17 protein-coding genes are annotated in these 17,308 nt (G+C 37.6%); 11 read left to right on the top strand and 6 right to left on the bottom strand.

Translation table 11 applies throughout. The features are described from left to right. Positions 1 to 163: 163 nt before the first annotated feature. Positions 164 to 2,326 (bottom strand): M28 family peptidase, encoded by a 2,163-nt coding sequence (locus AC1DFT_RS19965; RefSeq protein WP_478161294.1) that lies wholly within the window; start codon positions 2,324 to 2,326, stop codon positions 164 to 166. A gap of 190 nt (positions 2,327 to 2,516) precedes the next feature. Between AC1DFT_RS19965 and AC1DFT_RS19960 the strand changes: the two genes are divergently transcribed. Beyond that, the gene (locus AC1DFT_RS19960; RefSeq protein ID WP_478161292.1) at positions 2,517 to 3,680 is read left to right on the top strand and encodes a PstS family phosphate ABC transporter substrate-binding protein; all 1,164 of its coding nucleotides are present in this window, start codon (positions 2,517 to 2,519) and stop codon (positions 3,678 to 3,680) included. Positions 3,681 to 3,718: 38 nt separating this feature from the next. On the opposite strand, the gene AC1DFT_RS19955 is transcribed toward AC1DFT_RS19960, so the two are convergent. From AC1DFT_RS19955 to AC1DFT_RS19940, 4 genes are read right to left on the bottom strand one after another with little or no spacing between them, the layout of a single operon-like run. After that, positions 3,719 to 4,129: a DUF3021 domain-containing protein gene (locus AC1DFT_RS19955; RefSeq protein WP_478161290.1), complete on the bottom strand. Its 411-nt coding sequence runs from the start codon at positions 4,127 to 4,129 to the stop codon at positions 3,719 to 3,721. Continuing rightward, positions 4,126 to 4,584, bottom strand: a complete 459-nt coding sequence (locus tag AC1DFT_RS19950; RefSeq protein WP_478161288.1) for a LytTR family DNA-binding domain-containing protein — start codon at positions 4,582 to 4,584, stop codon at positions 4,126 to 4,128. The genes AC1DFT_RS19955 and AC1DFT_RS19950 overlap by 4 nt, the downstream gene beginning before the upstream one ends. Positions 4,585 to 4,632: 48 nt before the next feature. After that, positions 4,633 to 5,379, bottom strand: a complete 747-nt coding sequence (locus AC1DFT_RS19945) for an ABC transporter permease (RefSeq protein WP_478161286.1) — start codon at positions 5,377 to 5,379, stop codon at positions 4,633 to 4,635. A 12-nt stretch (positions 5,380 to 5,391) separates the two neighbouring features. Next, entirely contained in the window at positions 5,392 to 6,111 is a 720-nt protein-coding gene (locus tag AC1DFT_RS19940) for an ABC transporter ATP-binding protein (RefSeq protein WP_478161284.1), read from the bottom strand. Positions 6,112 to 6,464: 353 nt separating this feature from the next. Here AC1DFT_RS19940 and AC1DFT_RS19935 point away from each other — a divergent pair, with 353 nt between their 5' ends. The 10 genes from AC1DFT_RS19935 to AC1DFT_RS19890 all read left to right on the top strand — a co-directional run bounded on the left by AC1DFT_RS19935 (position 6,465) and on the right by AC1DFT_RS19890 (position 16,417). Next, a complete protein-coding gene (locus tag AC1DFT_RS19935) occupies positions 6,465 to 7,394 on the top strand; it encodes an AEC family transporter (protein ID WP_478161282.1) in 930 nt (309 codons plus the stop codon). Between the two features lie 12 nt (positions 7,395 to 7,406). Further along, positions 7,407 to 9,038: an ATP-binding protein gene (locus tag AC1DFT_RS19930; protein ID WP_478161280.1), complete on the top strand. Its 1,632-nt coding sequence runs from the start codon at positions 7,407 to 7,409 to the stop codon at positions 9,036 to 9,038. Continuing rightward, positions 9,001 to 9,690: a response regulator gene (locus tag AC1DFT_RS19925; protein ID WP_478161278.1), complete on the top strand. Its 690-nt coding sequence runs from the start codon at positions 9,001 to 9,003 to the stop codon at positions 9,688 to 9,690. Before AC1DFT_RS19930 ends, AC1DFT_RS19925 begins: the two co-directional genes overlap by 38 nt. A gap of 134 nt (positions 9,691 to 9,824) precedes the next feature. Next, the gene (locus tag AC1DFT_RS19920; protein ID WP_478161276.1) at positions 9,825 to 10,859 is read left to right on the top strand and encodes a Bug family tripartite tricarboxylate transporter substrate binding protein; all 1,035 of its coding nucleotides are present in this window, start codon (positions 9,825 to 9,827) and stop codon (positions 10,857 to 10,859) included. Between the two features lie 52 nt (positions 10,860 to 10,911). Beyond that, positions 10,912 to 11,361 carry a tripartite tricarboxylate transporter TctB family protein gene (locus AC1DFT_RS19915; protein WP_478161274.1) on the top strand — a complete coding sequence of 150 codons (450 nt, stop codon included), beginning with the start codon at positions 10,912 to 10,914 and terminating at the stop codon, positions 11,359 to 11,361. A gap of 18 nt (positions 11,362 to 11,379) precedes the next feature. Beyond that, positions 11,380 to 12,906 carry a tripartite tricarboxylate transporter permease gene (locus AC1DFT_RS19910; protein WP_478161272.1) on the top strand — a complete coding sequence of 509 codons (1,527 nt, stop codon included), beginning with the start codon at positions 11,380 to 11,382 and terminating at the stop codon, positions 12,904 to 12,906. 136 nt (positions 12,907 to 13,042) lie between these two features. After that, positions 13,043 to 13,657, top strand: a complete 615-nt coding sequence (locus AC1DFT_RS19905; RefSeq protein WP_478161270.1) for an NUDIX hydrolase — start codon at positions 13,043 to 13,045, stop codon at positions 13,655 to 13,657. Between the two features lie 140 nt (positions 13,658 to 13,797). Next, positions 13,798 to 14,409, top strand: coding sequence for a pyroglutamyl-peptidase I (gene pcp / locus AC1DFT_RS19900; RefSeq protein ID WP_478161268.1), 612 nt, complete (start codon positions 13,798 to 13,800; stop codon positions 14,407 to 14,409). Between the two features lie 19 nt (positions 14,410 to 14,428). Continuing rightward, positions 14,429 to 15,823 (top strand): IS1096 element passenger TnpR family protein, encoded by a 1,395-nt coding sequence (locus AC1DFT_RS19895; protein ID WP_478161266.1) that lies wholly within the window; start codon positions 14,429 to 14,431, stop codon positions 15,821 to 15,823. A gap of 78 nt (positions 15,824 to 15,901) precedes the next feature. Next, positions 15,902 to 16,417, top strand: a complete 516-nt coding sequence (locus AC1DFT_RS19890; RefSeq protein ID WP_478161264.1) for a hypothetical protein — start codon at positions 15,902 to 15,904, stop codon at positions 16,415 to 16,417. 95 nt (positions 16,418 to 16,512) lie between these two features. Here AC1DFT_RS19890 and AC1DFT_RS19885 read toward each other — a convergent pair whose 3' ends face one another. Then, on the bottom strand, positions 16,513 to 17,004 hold the full coding sequence (locus tag AC1DFT_RS19885; RefSeq protein WP_478161262.1) for a hypothetical protein: 492 nt from the start codon (positions 17,002 to 17,004) through the stop codon (positions 16,513 to 16,515). Positions 17,005 to 17,308 lie beyond the last annotated feature (304 nt).

The following is a 17,308-nucleotide window of genomic DNA, read 5'->3' as shown; positions in this document are numbered from 1 at the left end:
TTTGTACGTAGCTCCTTTTCATACTTGTTTCTCGACAATTCAAGTATAAAAGAAACAGAAGTTACGTGCATTTTTTTATGCACAATTGTAGGAAAACCCCAACAAATATTATAGAACCTAAAAAAGAGCTCCTAACCAAAATAGTTAGGAGCCCTCACTTCTGTTATTTCAGCTCATTCAACATCGAACCAAGCTCTTTCACACTTGTAGTTTCATCTGCAACAGTTGTTTTCAGAAGCTCTTTTTGTCTTTCTAAAGCATCGTTCAATGTTTCAAGTTCAGCAGTTACATCGGCATTAGCTTGTTCACTTTTTGCCTGCAATGAATTGATTGTATCAAATAAATCTTCATGACCAACGATTCTTCCGTTACCCCACATCAGTTTTTCTTTTGGGGCTTCTAATACGTAGTCTGTGAAGTAATCGAATACTTCTTTATCAAAATCATATGCGTACCAGTTATTATCGATAGCCCATAGATGCTCGTCTAGAGCAGTAGAGATTTCGCCATTGTTTAACGCATCAATGGATAATGCTAAATTAACCATGTTATTTTGTGCATGAGTGTGTGGGAAAATTGGTTCATCCTCCCATGTAAGACGCACAAATTGATCCTCTGCATATTTAAATGCGGCAAGTAATCCACCGTTTAGATTTCTACTTTCTTTATATAATTTATTAGTTGCATCGGTATCACCTTTTGTTAGAGCGGCTAAATAGTCTTCGTTTACTTTGGCAACGCGCGCATTTACTTCCTCAGCAGTTGCAATTACGCGATCAATTTCTGCTACAAGTTCTTCAGAGGATACTGCAGCTTTTTCAAAAGTTTCTGCATTAATATCTTCTTTCATTGCTTTCAAACGAGTCGTGAAATCTAGTGGTACTACGGCAGTTTCATCATAGTGCATGGCAAGTAATCCGTATAAATTCAAGTGGAATTTTAGTGCATCTTCATTGTATGTGTCTTCATTGTCAAATTGAGAATGATAATGAGAACGCATAAAATCACTATCTTGGAAATCGTTACGAAGAGCAGGAACACCAGCAATCGCAAATGAGAAGTCATCCGACCAAGTGCGGAGTGGTGATACAACGGAAATACCGTCTTTATAAACGCCTTCTACAGCTGGTACTTTCTCTGCAAACTTCGTTAAATAGTTGTTTAATTCATAAACAGAACGAATTTCATCTTGTGTTGTATGTTCATAAGCAGGAAGTTCAAAGTTCATATTGGCAAACGCTTTTCCAACCCATTCTGGATGTACATTGAAAATCTGATTGTAGGCCCCAGTTGACCAGTCATAACGAGTGTCAGAAACTCCCCACTCTTCAGCAGCAAGTGCATTGAAAATAATCGTTTTTTCTGGTTGGTAACCACTATCGATTAACCCTTTGGCAACACCCATCATTAACCCGATTGCTGCATGGTCATCTTGGAATCCTATGAAATAAGAATCATAATGTGCAGATAAAATGATATAAGAATCTGGGTCTTTTCCGATGATTTTGCCGTAATAGTTATACGTTTTACCGGCAAATTCAACTGTTGATTTGGCGTCAAACTTCACTGACATGATGCCATTTTCACTTGCTTCTAATGCTTTTTTCAAACTATTTGCATCTGTTTGTGACATTGAGAATGCCGGAGCATCGGCTGGCCCAATAATATCTTGTGCATTCAATGCATCAGGATCCACTTCTGAATACCCAGCTTCYTGAACAGCAATTACTGCAGCTGCGCCTTTTAAGTGCGCTTGATAAGCAGGGTAGTTAATCCACCATTCTTCGCGTTGGTTAATATCAACTAAAACGAGTTTTCCTTCGACATCGACACCTTCTAAATCAGCCTCTGTTCCTTTACCAGCATAGATTATATCGAATTCCTTTTCGCCATTGGTATCGAAATTCGTTTGATAACCTCCTAAAACAGCAAGGTATTCTTTGCCGTCTGCATCAGTAAACGTCAAATCGGCTTTTTCAAAATCCCAAGTGTCCACGGTAAATTCATCTTTTGTCACTTCGGAAAGTCCAATATTTTTCATTTCTTCTCCAATTTTTTCCCCAGTTTTCAGCTCTGCTTCAGATCCGGCAGTACGATAACCTAGCTTTTCATTGGTTTTAAATTCTTCGAGACTTTTCGTGAAATTGTAGGCATAATCCACGTCTACAGCAGATAGATATTTGCTATTTGCATCTTCGCGATTAACAGTTTTTCCATCTTGTACTGTTTCTTCTTTTTCGTTGGTCTTTTCTTCTTTTGGTGTACACGCTACTAATAACATTCCGACTAACATCGACAAAGTTAGGTAGCTAATAAGCTTTTTCATTTATCACATTCCTTTACGTTTTTTAATAACTAGATAATTAAACGACATTTATAAAATATTAGCAATACTAATCTTTAAAAAATATAAATCAGTAATATAGTTCCCTAAAAAGTACTGATTAAACAGATATACTCATATAGGAAGGGATTTCGACATGATTTGGAGAATAGACAAATGGGGGCGATATCTATTGGAGAAAAAGTCACTTGTGGAACCAATTTTATATGCACTCTTTGTGCTCGTAGGAATGTTTTTTCTAACATTATTTATTTTATTTATTGTGATAATAACTGGAAACTTTTATTACGTTGCGCTAATAATTACGGTTGCGGTTAATTTGTATGTGTTTTATTTACTTATTCTTTTTCATTTTTTCAAAACGAAGAAGCGAAAGGTAGCCTTCGGAAGTATAGCGGGAGCAGCTATTATAGTTAGTGCCATTTCTCCGATTCAACATATTTATACAAACTGGATTCCTTCAGTCGACGCAGAAGTGAATGTATATGATTACATGCCTTTTTCTGATACTGGAAAAATTGCAACTTTAGATTATGATTCTACTTTAAAATTGACAGGAGATTTACCGAAAATGGATGGTGCAACTGCACTTTATCCACTGTATTCAGCATTTGTTCAAGCGACCTATCCTGAAAAGGAATATTATCCATTTGATAGTGAAGTAATGGTCAATACAACACCAGATGCCTTTAACAATTTAATCCAAGGGGAAGTGGATATGATTTTTGCCGCAGCGCCTTCTAAGTCGCAAATAACAACGGCAAAGCAAAATGGAAAAGAGCTCAAAATGACACCTATTGGTCGAGAAGCGTTTGTCTTTTTTGTTCATCAGAAAAATTCTGTTTCCGGACTTTCCATGGAGCAAATCAAAGATATTTACGCAGGAAAAATTTCGAATTGGGAAGAGGTTGGTGGAATAAAGGATAGTATTCGGGCATTCCAACGCCCAGCGGATAGTGGAAGCCAGTCAGCATTGGAGCATTTAATGGGAGATATCCCAATTATGGAGGCACCAACAGAAAATATTGCTTCCGGAATGGGTGGCATTATTCAAGAAGTTTCGAAGTATAAAAACTATAAAAATGCGATTGGTTACACATTTCGTTTTTATTCTACTGAAATGGTACAAAATAAGGAAATTAAATTGTTGGAAATAGACGGAGTAGCACCCATAAAGGAAACGATTCGATCAGGTGCCTATCCAATTGCTTCAGAGTTTTATATAGTGACAGCAGATACAGATAACCCGAACGTAGGGAAGTTTATCGAATGGGTATTGTCCGATCAAGGACAGGAGTTAATCGAGAAAACTGGATACGTACCAATTGGATACTAATCATAAAAAGGGATTCTACAAAAAAGTTAGGATCCCTTTTACATTAATTCTAGTTCCTCATTCAACTTCTTCATTTGTCGTTTAAAATAAAGATAAAATGATGTCCAAAAAATCACGTAGAATCCGAGAAAAAAAACTATCGCAATGAAAAAGCTAGTTAAGTTAAAAGGAACCCAGCCGATTCCAAAAGCTAAAATAAAATACAAAATAATGACGGTTGCAAAATGTAGTGCAGTTTGTTGTGATAATCGCAAATTCGGATTTTCAAAATACAGCGAGCTTACCGTGAAAAACCAACCGCAAAAGATTGAGCCAAGCGAATTTTTCATAAATAATGTACCATCTAGCATACGATGATCGTTTGAAAGCACAAATAGATTCGTAAAAACAACTGCAAGAAATGCCCCGAAAAAAATTCCAATCATACTTCGAAATAAAAAAGTTTTCACTCGCCTTTCCTCCTGTTCATTTTTAAAGCTTCTTTTATAGCGTTCACGTAAGTTCGAGAGACATATTCCTTCGCACCTGATTTAAAATACACACAGAGTGTGCCATTAAATGACGCTTCAAAACGACTCAATTCATGTAAATTGGCAATAACCGATTTGGAGAGTCGGATAAATTTATGCGAAGGAAGAATTTCTTCCATTTCATATAGTTTTTCTTTTAATTTATACGAACCGGTAGATGTTACAGCGAAAACAGCTTCTTTCTCGGTGTGGAAATAGTGAATGTCACTTGGTTTTAAAATATGCTGCATTTCTCCTTTTTTTCCGACGAGGAATTCCGTTTCCCGACCTTTAATGAAATCAAGGATCTCTTGCACGGAATCGTCTAATTCCGGTGTTTCAATCATCACTTTTGTTTCATTAAAATCACTATCTATATTCAATGATACTTTCAATTTTTACACCTCTCTCCACTTAAGTGTAAACGTTTCTACGTTGGTGAGCTATCCTATTTTTCGTTTATTCTGAATGCGAAGAACGATAAGCGCCACAATGACTAGTACCCCAATGTATCCAATAGAAAGTAGTACGTTATTCTCAAAAGAAAGCTGACCGTTCCAAACAGCGATAAATAAATTATTCATATGGTACATTGGATTAAAATCCGCAATTATTTGGATGAATTTTGGCATCAATCTAATAGGCATGGTGAAACCACCAGTGAAGATTACTACTTGAAAAATAACGATAGAGAAGACTAGCGCACTATTCATATTTTGGAAGAATGAGTAAATAGCAGATGCCATAGTAAGTAACGCAGCATTCAGTAAGATAAAAAATCCATAAGAAGTTAAAAAGCTAAGTAACTGAAACTCCAAATCATACATCAACAGTCCAATGATAAAAATAAATCCATATCCTAGGCTCGTAATAATAGTGGAGCGGATAATGCTAGAAAGTAAAAGCGTATTTTTAGAAACAGGAGAAAGAGAAATTCGCTTTTCTACGCCTGTTGTACGTTGTGTCACTTGATCGAATCCAAAAGCGAAAAATACAACGGTGAATGTGATGAGTAAGATGAATGATGGTGTATATGTTTGTGCATAGCTTAAGTTACCAGCGTACGTTTGCTCACCAAATAGTTGCCCCATGAAAATATACGTTGCGGGTGGTACAAAAACCGTGAAAACTAAGTAAAACAATTCCCTTGAAAACATGATTAAATCATACTTTAACTGTGTCGCTAACATATTTTTTCCCCCTTAAATAGATACTTTCGCAAGATAAAACTCGTTGATCGAATTGAATCCAGATGCCAAAATGACTTCTGTAGTATCGAATACTTCATTCACGCCATTATTGATAAGCATTACTTTGTCGCAATACAGTTCAATTTCATCCATATTGTGAGTTGTTAAAATGACCGTACCGCCTGTTCGTTTGTTGTAATCTGTAATGTAGGACCAAAGCATATTGCGCATATGCGGATCCAGTCCAGTTGTTGGTTCATCCAAAATAAGAAGTTTTGGTTCCGATAAAAAAGCGATTGCTAAGCTGACAATTTGTTTCCAACCACCAGAGAGTTTATCGAAATACTTTTTTCGATGCGGTTCCAATTTGAAATCGGATATGATTTTTTTTATATCCAGGTTCGATTTGTAATATGCTTTGAATAGTTTAAGTAGTTCTTCTACTTTCAATGTTTTATAAAATTGAGTCGGTTGAAGTACAACAGAAATTTGTTTACGGACAAGTTCGAGACGGTTCATAGATAGTGATTCAATATTTTCATCCAATACAATAACCGTCCCTGCATCGTACTGTTTGATCGTCATTAATATTTCCAGAAAGGTCGATTTTCCAGCTCCATTTTTTCCGATTACTCCTATGATTTCTCCAGGTTGAGCTTGAAAGTTTACACCTTGTAACACATTGTTTGTTCCGTTTGATTTTTTTAAATTGCTGACTTCGATTATATTCATTTGCTATCCCTCCGCTAGTTTTCTTTGTAATGCCAGTGTATGGCGAATCTTCTTCTATGTAATCTGTTTTTCGGTGACTGGCGAAAAACGGAGAGTGACTTGCATAAAAGATATGGTCACTTACAGAGCGTGTTTATTTGTAAAAAAGTGGCGTAGGGCAACCAAGTTGGCTTTTAGAGCAACCATTCTACAGGAAGGGCAACCAATTGAACCCTGAAAGCAACAAAGGCTGTTGTGAGGCCAACCAATTGAACAGCGAAAGCAACCAAGCTAATATGAGACGTAGCAGAAAATTATAAATAGTGGGATAATAATTGAGGGGAAGTGTATTTTATTAGGGAAGGGTGTTGTGGATGGTTTATTTGGGCATGGTGTTTTTTCAAGTAGTTGCCCCGATTTTAATTATGCTTGGAATAGGTGCATCGTTACAGCTAAAGTTTCAATTTAATTTAAAAGCGCTATCAAACTTAATCACGTATTGTTTAATGCCGGCAGCTGTTTTCATCAATATATATGAAACAAAGGTAAATGCGGGAGTATTAGGGCAAATCATTATTTACCTATTGATTTTTAGTGTTTGTTTAATGGTGTTAGGAACGATTATTAGTAAGCTATTAAAACTTAATAGTAACCAAGCTGCCATTTATAAAAATAGTGTCGTACTTATCAATTCAGGAAATTACGGTATTCCCGTCAGTCAGATGCTGTTTGCGGCGAATCCTCTTGGAACATCTATTCAAATTATTATTGTTATTTTCCAAAATGTTATTACCTATACATATGGTCTTTATAATTTAATCTCTTCTACAAAGTCTGGCTTTGATATTTTACGTAGCTTGCTTCGTTTACCGATTGTTCATGCACTTATTCTAGGAGCTTTGATGAATATATTCGATATTGGTATTCCGATATTTTTGCGAATACCCGTCGATTATTTAGCGAACGCGTTCATTTCGATTGCTTTAATTACTTTAGGGGCGCAATTAGCGCAGTTAGATATAAAAACGATTTTAAATAAAGTCATATTAACAAGTACAATCGGTCGATTAGTGATAGGACCAGTCCTAGCCTTCGGGTTAATCCTATTAATGGGATTCGACGGGGTCGTTGCACAGTCATTATTTATCGCAAGTGCTTTTCCAACGTCTAGAAATAGTTCAACTCTTGCACTTGAGTATGATGTAGAAGCGAATTTAGCTGCACAAATTGTGTTGTTTTCAACTGTTGTTAGTTGTATTACAGTGACAATTGTTATTTATCTTTCGAATATTTTGTGGGGATAGTGAGTGATTAGTATGGAAAAGAAGTCATTACAAGCACGTATTTTTAGTTTTGGAGCAGTCTTTGTGTCACTCGTAGCGATTATGACGGGGATATCTTTTTATTTTATTATTTCGCATGCGATTGAAGGGCAAATTGGAGAAAGAGCACTTAGTATTGCCGTGACAACAGCCGAACGCCCTGATATTGTCGCAGGTTTCAGGTCGGACAATCCATCAGATGTATTACAGCCGATTGCGTTGTCCATACAGTCAAGTACAGGAGCAGAATATGTGGTTATTGGGGATAAAGAGGGTATCCGCTATGCGCATCCAGTAGTAGAAAGAATCGGGAAAAAAATGGTGGGGGATGACAATGAACAAGCCCTACTACACGGGAGGTCCTATATTTCGGAAGCCACTGGTACACTTGGTACCGCGCTTAGAGGAAAGGCTCCTGTAATAGATGGGAACGGAGATATTATTGGAATTATATCAGTTGGTTTTTTAAAAGAGGATATGACCACGATATTCATTCGGTATGTGGATAATATTGCTTATATTGTCGTGATTGCTATATTACTAGGAATACTTGGCTCTAGTATATTGGCTAGAAATATTAAGAAAGAACTTTTTAATCTGGAACCAGCGGAAATAGCGACTTTATTTACAGAGCGTAATGCGTTAATCGAATCCGTTCGTGAAGGAATTATTATGGTAGATGCGAAAGGTGCTATAACAATGGCGAATTTAGCAGCGCATGAGATTTTATCTTTACCCGCTGAAACAGAACTAGTCGGTCGTAATATATGGGAGGTTATACCAAATACATATCTCCCTCAAGTATTGGAGTCAGGAGAAGAACATTTAGATCGTTCGATGGAAATTAGGGGCAAAAAGGCAATGGTCAATCGAATACCAATTCGAGTCGGAGAGAAAATTATCGGTGCTGTGTCTAGTTTTCGCTCCCAATCCGATATTGACCGTTTAGCGGAGGAGCTATCTCAAGTGAAGCAATATACCGAGGCTTTACGCGCTCAAACACATGAATACAATAACTTTTTATATACGATATCAGGCCTTATTCAATTGAACTCTTATGACGAAGCGCTTGAATTGATTCATGTGGAGACGGCAGAGCATCAATCGCTTATTCAATTTATGACGAAGCGTTTACAGGACCCGTTCCTTGGCGGGATTGTCATTGGGTTTCTTAATCGTGCAAAGGAATTAAAGGTGCGGTTTATATTAGATGAAGATAGTTATTTAGAAAAACTACCAAAACATCTTCAAAAGCACCTCCTTGTGTCTATCATTGGTAACTTAGTGACTAATGCATTTGAAGCGGTGGAAAAATTTCCAGAAGAGAGTCGCATTGTTCGCATATTGTTCGTGGATAATGGAGAAGAAATAATAATAGAGGTGGAAGACTCAGGTTCAGGGGTGCCGGTGGAAGTACTGAATGTCGTTTGGCAAGAAAAAGTATCTACGAAAAGTGATACGAATCGAGGATTTGGTTTGGTGAAAGTAAAGGAAAATGTGAATGATCTAGGTGGTTCTATTGCGCTTGAAAACGGGGATTTGGGTGGGGCGCTTTTTATCGTTTCTATTCCAAAAGGGGGATATTTACATGACAAAGCAAATAGAGATATTAATCGTAGAAGATGATAAACGAATTTCTGATATTCATCGACGATTTATTGAAAAGTTAGAAGGGTTCAAAGTTATCGGTTCTGCGTATACGGGGGAAGAAGCAAAGGATTGGATTATTTCATATATGCCTGATCTAATACTGCTAGATGTATATCTTCCCGATACACTCGGAACGGATTTACTGACAATCATACAAGAAAATAGTCCAGATACGGATATTATTTTTATCACTGCAGCGGCAGAATCGGAAATAGTGAAAAAAGCGTTTCGGGGTGGTGTAGCAGACTATATTTTAAAACCATTAACATTTGAGAAGTTTAAAGAAAGCTTACTATCCTATCAGATGAAAAGGGATATTCTTACAGGTAGTGGAAGAGTACAAGAAGACCTAATCAAGTCGCTTTGGAATAACACTTCACCCCTTCCTCATTCGGAAGAGGCACCACCAAAAGGAATTGATCCCATTACGAAGGAAAAAGTGGTCAATCATATTATGAAAGTAAATGACGGCATAACAGCAGAAGCACTTGGGTTAGAGGTTGGTGTAAGTCGTTCAACTGCAAGGCGTTATTTAGAATATCTTGCTTCGGAAAAGCTAGTATATGCGGAGCTAATTTATGGATCAGTTGGTAGACCAGAACGGAGATACTTTATCCAAATGTCGTGAACAATATGAATAAAATGAGCTTTATTTTCATTATCCAACTTATCACCATAAGCATTGTATTGGTCAAATGTTCTGATAAATTATTAATAAGCGTTTGAAAACGCTGTCATTACATTTGGGATAAGGGGGATATTATGAAAACTTGGAAGAAAATCACGTCCATTGCGTTAACGACGGCTTTAGCGGTAGGGTTAGCGGCTTGTTCGTCAAGCGAAAAGGGGAGCGAAACTAAAGTAGAAGGGAAGTCTACTTCGGATTATCCGAAAAATAATATTACGATTGTTGCTCCATCAGGTGCTGGTGGAGGATGGGATTTAACAGCCCGATCAATCGCTAAAACGATGAATGATACGAAATTAATCGAAAAATCAATCGTCGTTGAAAATAAACCAGGAGGTGGCGGAGCTGTTTACATGGCAGAGTTTGCAACGAAAGAAGCGAAAAATGACTATGTGCTTATGGTAAAGTCTCCACCGATTCTTATTAACAATGATAAAGCAGAAGGAAATAGCCCTTATGGCTACAAAGATACAACACCACTAGCACAACTAACTCGTGACTACGGAGCAATTGTTGTAAAAAACGACTCGCCATTTGAAACTTTGCAAGATGTACTTGATGCGATTAAAGCAGATGCGACAGCAGTAACACTTGCAGGTGGATCTGCACCTGGATCGATGGACCATCTAGTAGGAATTTTGCCAGCTTTTAAAGCAGGAATAGACCCGAAATCAGTGAAGTATGTGTCATATGATGGTGGAGGAGAAGCGGTTGCTGCATTACTAGGTGGGAATGCAGATGTTATTGCAACGGATGCATCTACGATTGCAACATATGCAAAATCTGGGGATGTGCGTGTATTAGCAGTTAGCTCTTCTGAACGATTAGAGGGAGAATTAGCAGAAGTACCAACTTTTAAAGAGTCTGGTATCGATGCGGAATTTACGATTTGGAGAGGTATTTTTGGACCGAAAGAAATGTCTGAGGATGCTAAAAACTATTGGTCTGATAAGTTAGCACAAATGGTAGAAAAAGATGAGTGGAAAGCAGAATTAGAGAAAAATGGCTGGGCAAGCGAATATCGTAACTCAGAAGACTTTACTTCTTATTTAGAAGAACAAGATAAAGTAATTGTTGACCTGTTAACAGCACTTGGCATGCAAAAATAACATTATGTGGGCGGCTGCAAAGTCGCCTTTTTAAGTTAGGAGAGAATCATAAATGAATAAAAAATTCGATCGGTTTGCCGGGGTTACCTTTTTGTTAGTGGGGATTTTATTTCTCGTAGAAAGTCAAAAAATTTCTGACAGTGCTTATGGCTCATCCGTCGGACCGAAAATATTTCCTATGTGGCTTGGTATTATTATGATTGTATTAAGCATTCGTCTTTTATGGGAAACATTTAAATACAAATCGGAAGAATCTAAGAAAGAGCAACTGCAATATAAAAAGTTCCTTATCATTTTCGTAAGTGCAGTGCTTTATGCCTTTTTCCTAGAGAAGATTGGCTATGTCGTATCTACTTTTCTATTTTTACTAATTGCTTTTCAAACGATGGAACGTGGAAAGATAGTGTCATCGCTTCTTATTTCTGCGTTTTTTGCCTTCGGTGTTTATTATCTTTTTTCGGAGCTACTCGGCGGTTCATTGCCAGGGTTTCCGTTGTTGTAGAGAGGAAGGGGTTAAGCTATGGATACATTACATTTTTTAGCAGACGGATTTGCTATCGCATTTCAGTGGCATAATTTATTGTTTGCTTTGGTCGGTGTTATCATTGGTACGGCTGTAGGAGTACTACCTGGTATTGGGCCGATGAGCGGTGTTGCACTCCTTATTCCTGTGACGGCAACGATTACTTCAGGGATGCCAACTAGTGCAGCTGCGGCAAGTTCGATTATATTATTAGCGGGAGTTTATTATGGAGCGATGTATGGGGGTTCGACTACCTCCATTTTATTAAACACACCAGGGGAATCTTCTTCCGTTGTGACGACATTAGACGGTTATCAAATGGCGCAACAAGGGCGTGCAGGAGCAGCTTTAGCCATTTCGGCGATTGGATCATTTTGTGCAGGCATTGTAGCATTAATAGGACTTGTACTTTTAGCCGAACCGCTATCCAATGTTGCTGTAAAGTTTGGACCGGCGGAATACTTTTCCTTAATGTTATTAGGTTTAGCAGCGGTTAGTGGACTTGCTGGAAAGTCGATGACGAAAGCAATGATGATGACTGTTTTTGGACTTATGTTAGGTACAATTGGGATCGATGCGGTTTCTGGTATTGCCCGTTTTACATACGATCAACCTATTTTGTATTCAGGACTTGAATTTTTAACAGTTGCAGTAGGTTTATTTGCACTAGGTGAAGTGTTTAAAACGATTTTAGAAAAAGATGATGAGACGGGTGCAATTGCCAAAATTCATCGTATTATGCCAACTAAACAAGATCTGAAAGACAGCGCGATACCAATTACGCGTGGATCGCTTCTAGGATTCTTTATCGGCGTGTTACCTGGAGCAGGTGCGACGCTTGCGTCATTTTTCTCTTATATGACAGAGAAAAAGTTTAGTAAAAACCCGGAAACGTTCGGCAAGGGAAATATTGCAGGTGTAGCTGGTCCAGAGTCAGCAAATAATGCTGCTTCTGGTGGAGCGATGATTCCGCTTTTAACGCTAGGAATCCCTGGTTCAGGTACAACAGCAATATTAATGGGTGCGCTAATTATGTATAATATCCAGCCGGGTCCACTACTTTTTGACGAGCATCCGGAAGTGGCATGGGGGCTAATTGCAAGTATGTTCATCGGGAACTTAATGTTACTTGTACTGAATATGCCATTAGTACGTGTCTTTGCAAAAATTATTGAAACACCGAAAAAGTATTTACTACCGATGATTGTTGCTATTTCCTTCTTCGGTGTATATGCAGTACAATACACAACATTTGACTTGTTTGTATTGTTAGGTTGCGGGATTTTAGGTTATTTGTTATCGAAGAATGATTACCCAGTAGCACCGCTAGTTTTAGCGCTTGTGTTAGGACCAATGATTGAAAACAATATGCGCCGTGCCTTAACGATTTCAAACGGAGAATTTAGTATATTCTTTACCAAACCATTGTCATTGGTGTTTATCATTGCGGCTGCAGCTTGGTTGTTAGTTCCGTTATTGTTAAAGCTTAAAGGAAAACAAGTTATTGTAAATGAAGAAGAATAATAGAAATGCAGACTCAGCTTAAATGGAGTCTGCATTTTTTCTACCAAAACTATTCTTCAGCGGTACAGCTTCTTTTCTCAACAGTAATTTTCATGATACGATTGGAGTATATAAAGTTATGGGAGGGGGAAATTCCATGTTCACGGATAAGCTAAAGAATAAGTTGAATGAAAATCAACCTCTCTTTATCGGGGAGGAGACAGCATTACGGTCCGCTATTATGATTCCGCTTGTTCAGGTGGATAAAGAATGGCATGTTCTTTTTGAAGTACGTTCACTAACCATGAGAAAGCAACCAGGGGATATTAGTTTTCCGGGTGGTCGAATCGATCCAACAGATGCATCACCAATGGATGCAGCCATAAGAGAAACCCATGAGGAACTAGGTATTGATCCAGCAAACATCAATGTTTTGGGGCAAATGAGTGCATATATTTCATCGCCCACTTTTGTTGTATATCCATTTGTAGCGACGATTGATCAAGATCAAATACAATCATTTAATAAGCAAGAGGTAGAAGAAGTATTTACAATACCCGTTGACTGGTTGTTGAACTATGAACCTTATATGCACACAGTATCCGTTCAACCAATGCCCTTAACTGATTTCCCTTTTGAAAAGATCGTGAATGGCGATAAGTACCAATGGAGACCACGTGCGATAGAGGAATGGTTTTATGATTTCGGAAAATATACAATATGGGGTTTAACTGCTAGGATATTAAAACATTTTGTAGAGACGATTAAGTAAGTAGATAGTTATATGGGAAGGAAATAACCGGATAGAAAAACAATAGAAATGCAGACTCAAAGTAAGCGAGGCTGCATTTTTGTTGACATACATATGGAAGAAACACAGACTAAGTATAAGAAGAACAAAGGGGCGACACGATGAAGAAACTATTGCTAACAGGATTTGAACCGTTTCTATCTTTTTCAGTAAATCCTACGATGCAGATCGTAAAGGAACTAAATGGAATAGAGCTTGCAGGTTATGAAATAGTAGGAAAGATATTATCCGTCGATTTTGCATCATCAGGTACTGAACTTCTGGCTCATATCACAGAAATTGAACCGGATGTAGTTATTTCATTAGGTCTAGCTGGTGGAAGATACAAAATCACACCAGAACGCATCGCGATTAACGTAAAAGACGGGGCAGCAGACAACGAAGGGCATATCCCAATGGATGAAGCAATTCATTTAGAAGGGGAACCGGGCCACTTTTCCACATTGCCTATTCGCCAAATGGTCAACAAACTGATGGAAGAAGGTTTCCCTGCGGAAGTATCCAATACAGCAGGAACTTATTTATGCAATAATGTTATGTATGAAGCGCTGCATTACGCAAAAACAAAGAAACCTGACATGAAAGCAGGATTTATCCATATCCCAGCATCCCATGAATTAGCCATCCAGCATGGGAAAATTCCGAGCTGGTCTCATGCGGACTTGAAAAAAAGTGTGAAAATTTGTATAGAGGTACTTGGGGAAGAAACATAATGAAAAGAGAAGGTGACATATGAAAGCTTACATACTAAAACTAACATTTGAATACCTTGAACCATCCGTTTGGAGACGAGTGATTTTACCCGCAGAGGCGACGTTTAATAGGTTACATGAAACAATTCAATACGTGACAAATTTTCAAAGTAAACTATCTCCGTACCATTTCTTCGGAATTGGGATAGACGACAATTTTATTACAAATAATCCAGCTATTATAGAAGAATACAAGGGACAGAAGTTTGCAGGACAAACCGTAAAGCAACCATCACGTATAAAAATCGATTCCTATTTAGAAAAACACGGTCAATTGGTATACAATTACGACTTTGGAGATGACTGGAGAATTCGTGTGGAACTCGAAGACACTGTCGAAGATTATTATTTTGGATATCCAACACTGCTTGCCGGAGAAGGGACGGCACCACCAGAGGATGTCGGTGGTCCCCCTGGCTACGAAGAGTTTTTGAAGGTGTACCATGATCCAACACATCCGGATTATTTAACGACTTATGCTTGGGCAGAAAGTATGTCCTATTTACCTTTTGATAGGGATGAAGTGAATGAGCGCTTGAAGTTTGTCAAATACAAAAAAACAGAATGGCAACATATCGATCATGATAATTATTTCATTCTGTCCGATAAATATCGCGGCACGGATTACATTGATATCGAAGCTATACCTAACAAAGAACTAATAATCCAATATGCCCAAGCATGTTCTCAACTATATGGGGCTATTGAAATTTCAAAGTTTCTGGAGATTTACAACACGCAAAATAAACCCTCTATTTCTAGCGGGGAGCTACAAGCAATCTTAACAGATCCGAATTATACAAAATTACTTCAGAGTAAATATGTAAATGTATATAGAAACACAATGGTCCATGAGACAATTGTGCACTTTGGGTATTATGATGAATTAATGTCACAAGTCAGTGGGAAGCCATATTACGTGCCTTCAAAAAAGGAATTATTACACTATACGGATGAATTCTACTTTGAAAAGACAAGCCAGCAGAGAAAGTTAGCTAACATGCTTTCGAAAGATTATTTTGGCGGTAGTACAGTCAAAGCACATGAGGAAATAGCAGAGTTAGTTTTTCAATTACAAGTTTTCGGTGTGAATTTCCAGAAAGTTGTAAAGGATTTTATAGGACGTTTTGAAATGAAAGATATGAAACTGCTAAATGAATACGTACAAGTAATATCAATGATTGCGAATACAACCCGCATTTGGGAAAATAGAGGCCATACACCAGATGAACTTTCTCAAAGGGAAAGGCGCCATTTACAACCACTTCCAACTACTTCTGCACCGTTCAGTGTAATCGATGGAGGAAAAGTTGGTCGCAACGATCCATGTCCATGTAGCAGTGGGAAAAAGTACAAGAAATGTTGTGGAAAATAATATCATTGTAAAGTTAGGTAAAGTAGCAGGTGGCTAGCAATTGGGAAGCACGCAGGAATTTTATTTGGAGGTATTCTTATGTACGATCCAACCATTTTCGAAAATTTAAAAGTAGCATTTGAAAATCATGTGTATGATTTAGATAATTTAGGCCGCAAGATTAGTATCCAAAACAGGGTAGACCAGATTGATTTATCTGTTCTTGCAAGGAATTTCGCGATTCAATTCAGTTTAGTCGATCAACAAGCTGTTACAGCAGAAATCGTATTAAAAGCTTCTTTGGACGACTTAGCAGGGGAGATACTAGAAATGCTTGGGGGAAATTTAGGATGTTCCTTGTTATTACGATTCAACAAGCATATTCAAAATGTAACCATACAGTGTGAAAAGATAGAGCAAGTACTAACTGCTATTTGGGAAAATAACATCCAAATAACGCAAACACTGAGCTTTGTGTATAACAAGGAAGACTCCGGTTATTTAAATACGATAGAAGTGGAGTTTATCCATAAGATTAACGAAGGGCATATGGAGGACATTGCAGATTTTCTTGATCATATATTAGAAACGTTGGAAGTATTGCATGGGATATAGAAGCTTGCAACATAAAAAATAACCAAGCGATTCTTAGATTGTGCATATTCTAGGAATCGCTTTTTGTATTCAAGATGAAAGTACCACTTCCACCGCTAGCACCAAACGATTATTTTATTTGGTGTAGTTTGTGCTGGGATACTTCTTGTAGTAGGCCCATAAATAACAATTAAATTCCTACTTGCTGGGTTTCTTGTAAAGGCTTGCCCATTCGTTAATATGATTTGCGTATATGGTGAAACATTTAATTTTAATTGACCGTCACTACTTTCCAATTGTTCATTAAAATAGTCCACTTTTACATTTTGGTAGTAACTATCTTTTACCATAATAAGCGCCCGATATTGTGGAGGGAAAATAAAAGGCACAGGTGCATCCCTATCGTAATATCCAGTAACTTGGTCACCTACTGCTACCATGACATGGTCTACAAAGAATGTGCTAGGGGATATTACAAAATTAACGATATCTCCGTTTCTGTTAGCTACAGACATTAATGAATAACAATCTTCTCCTTCCCCGTTTTCTCCTATAATAAAATCACTGATCATGGTGACGATGCCTTGAAAAGATTGAAAACTTACCATCTATTTATCTTCCTTTCCGTTTCCCTTCCTATTAATTTATGTGAAGTGATCAACCGTGGTGAATACTTACTTGAAAACATTAAAGGTTTTAATGGACAAATGTATCAAACTGTTATATACTTACAACAATAATTAAATTGCTTAACAGAAACAATGAATTCACATATTACAAAAAGTAATCGTGATTATTCGGTACTTTTTGTAATATGTGAATTTTTTATTCACTACAATTATTGGAGGTCATCTACATGACACAAGGTACAGTTGGAGGTCATCTACATGACACAAGGTACAGTAAAATGGT

It is taken from the genome of Psychrobacillus sp. 05T411, assembly GCF_056396485.1.
Note: the sequence above shows the minus strand (reverse complement) of the source record. Positions and strands in the feature narration are given on the sequence as shown.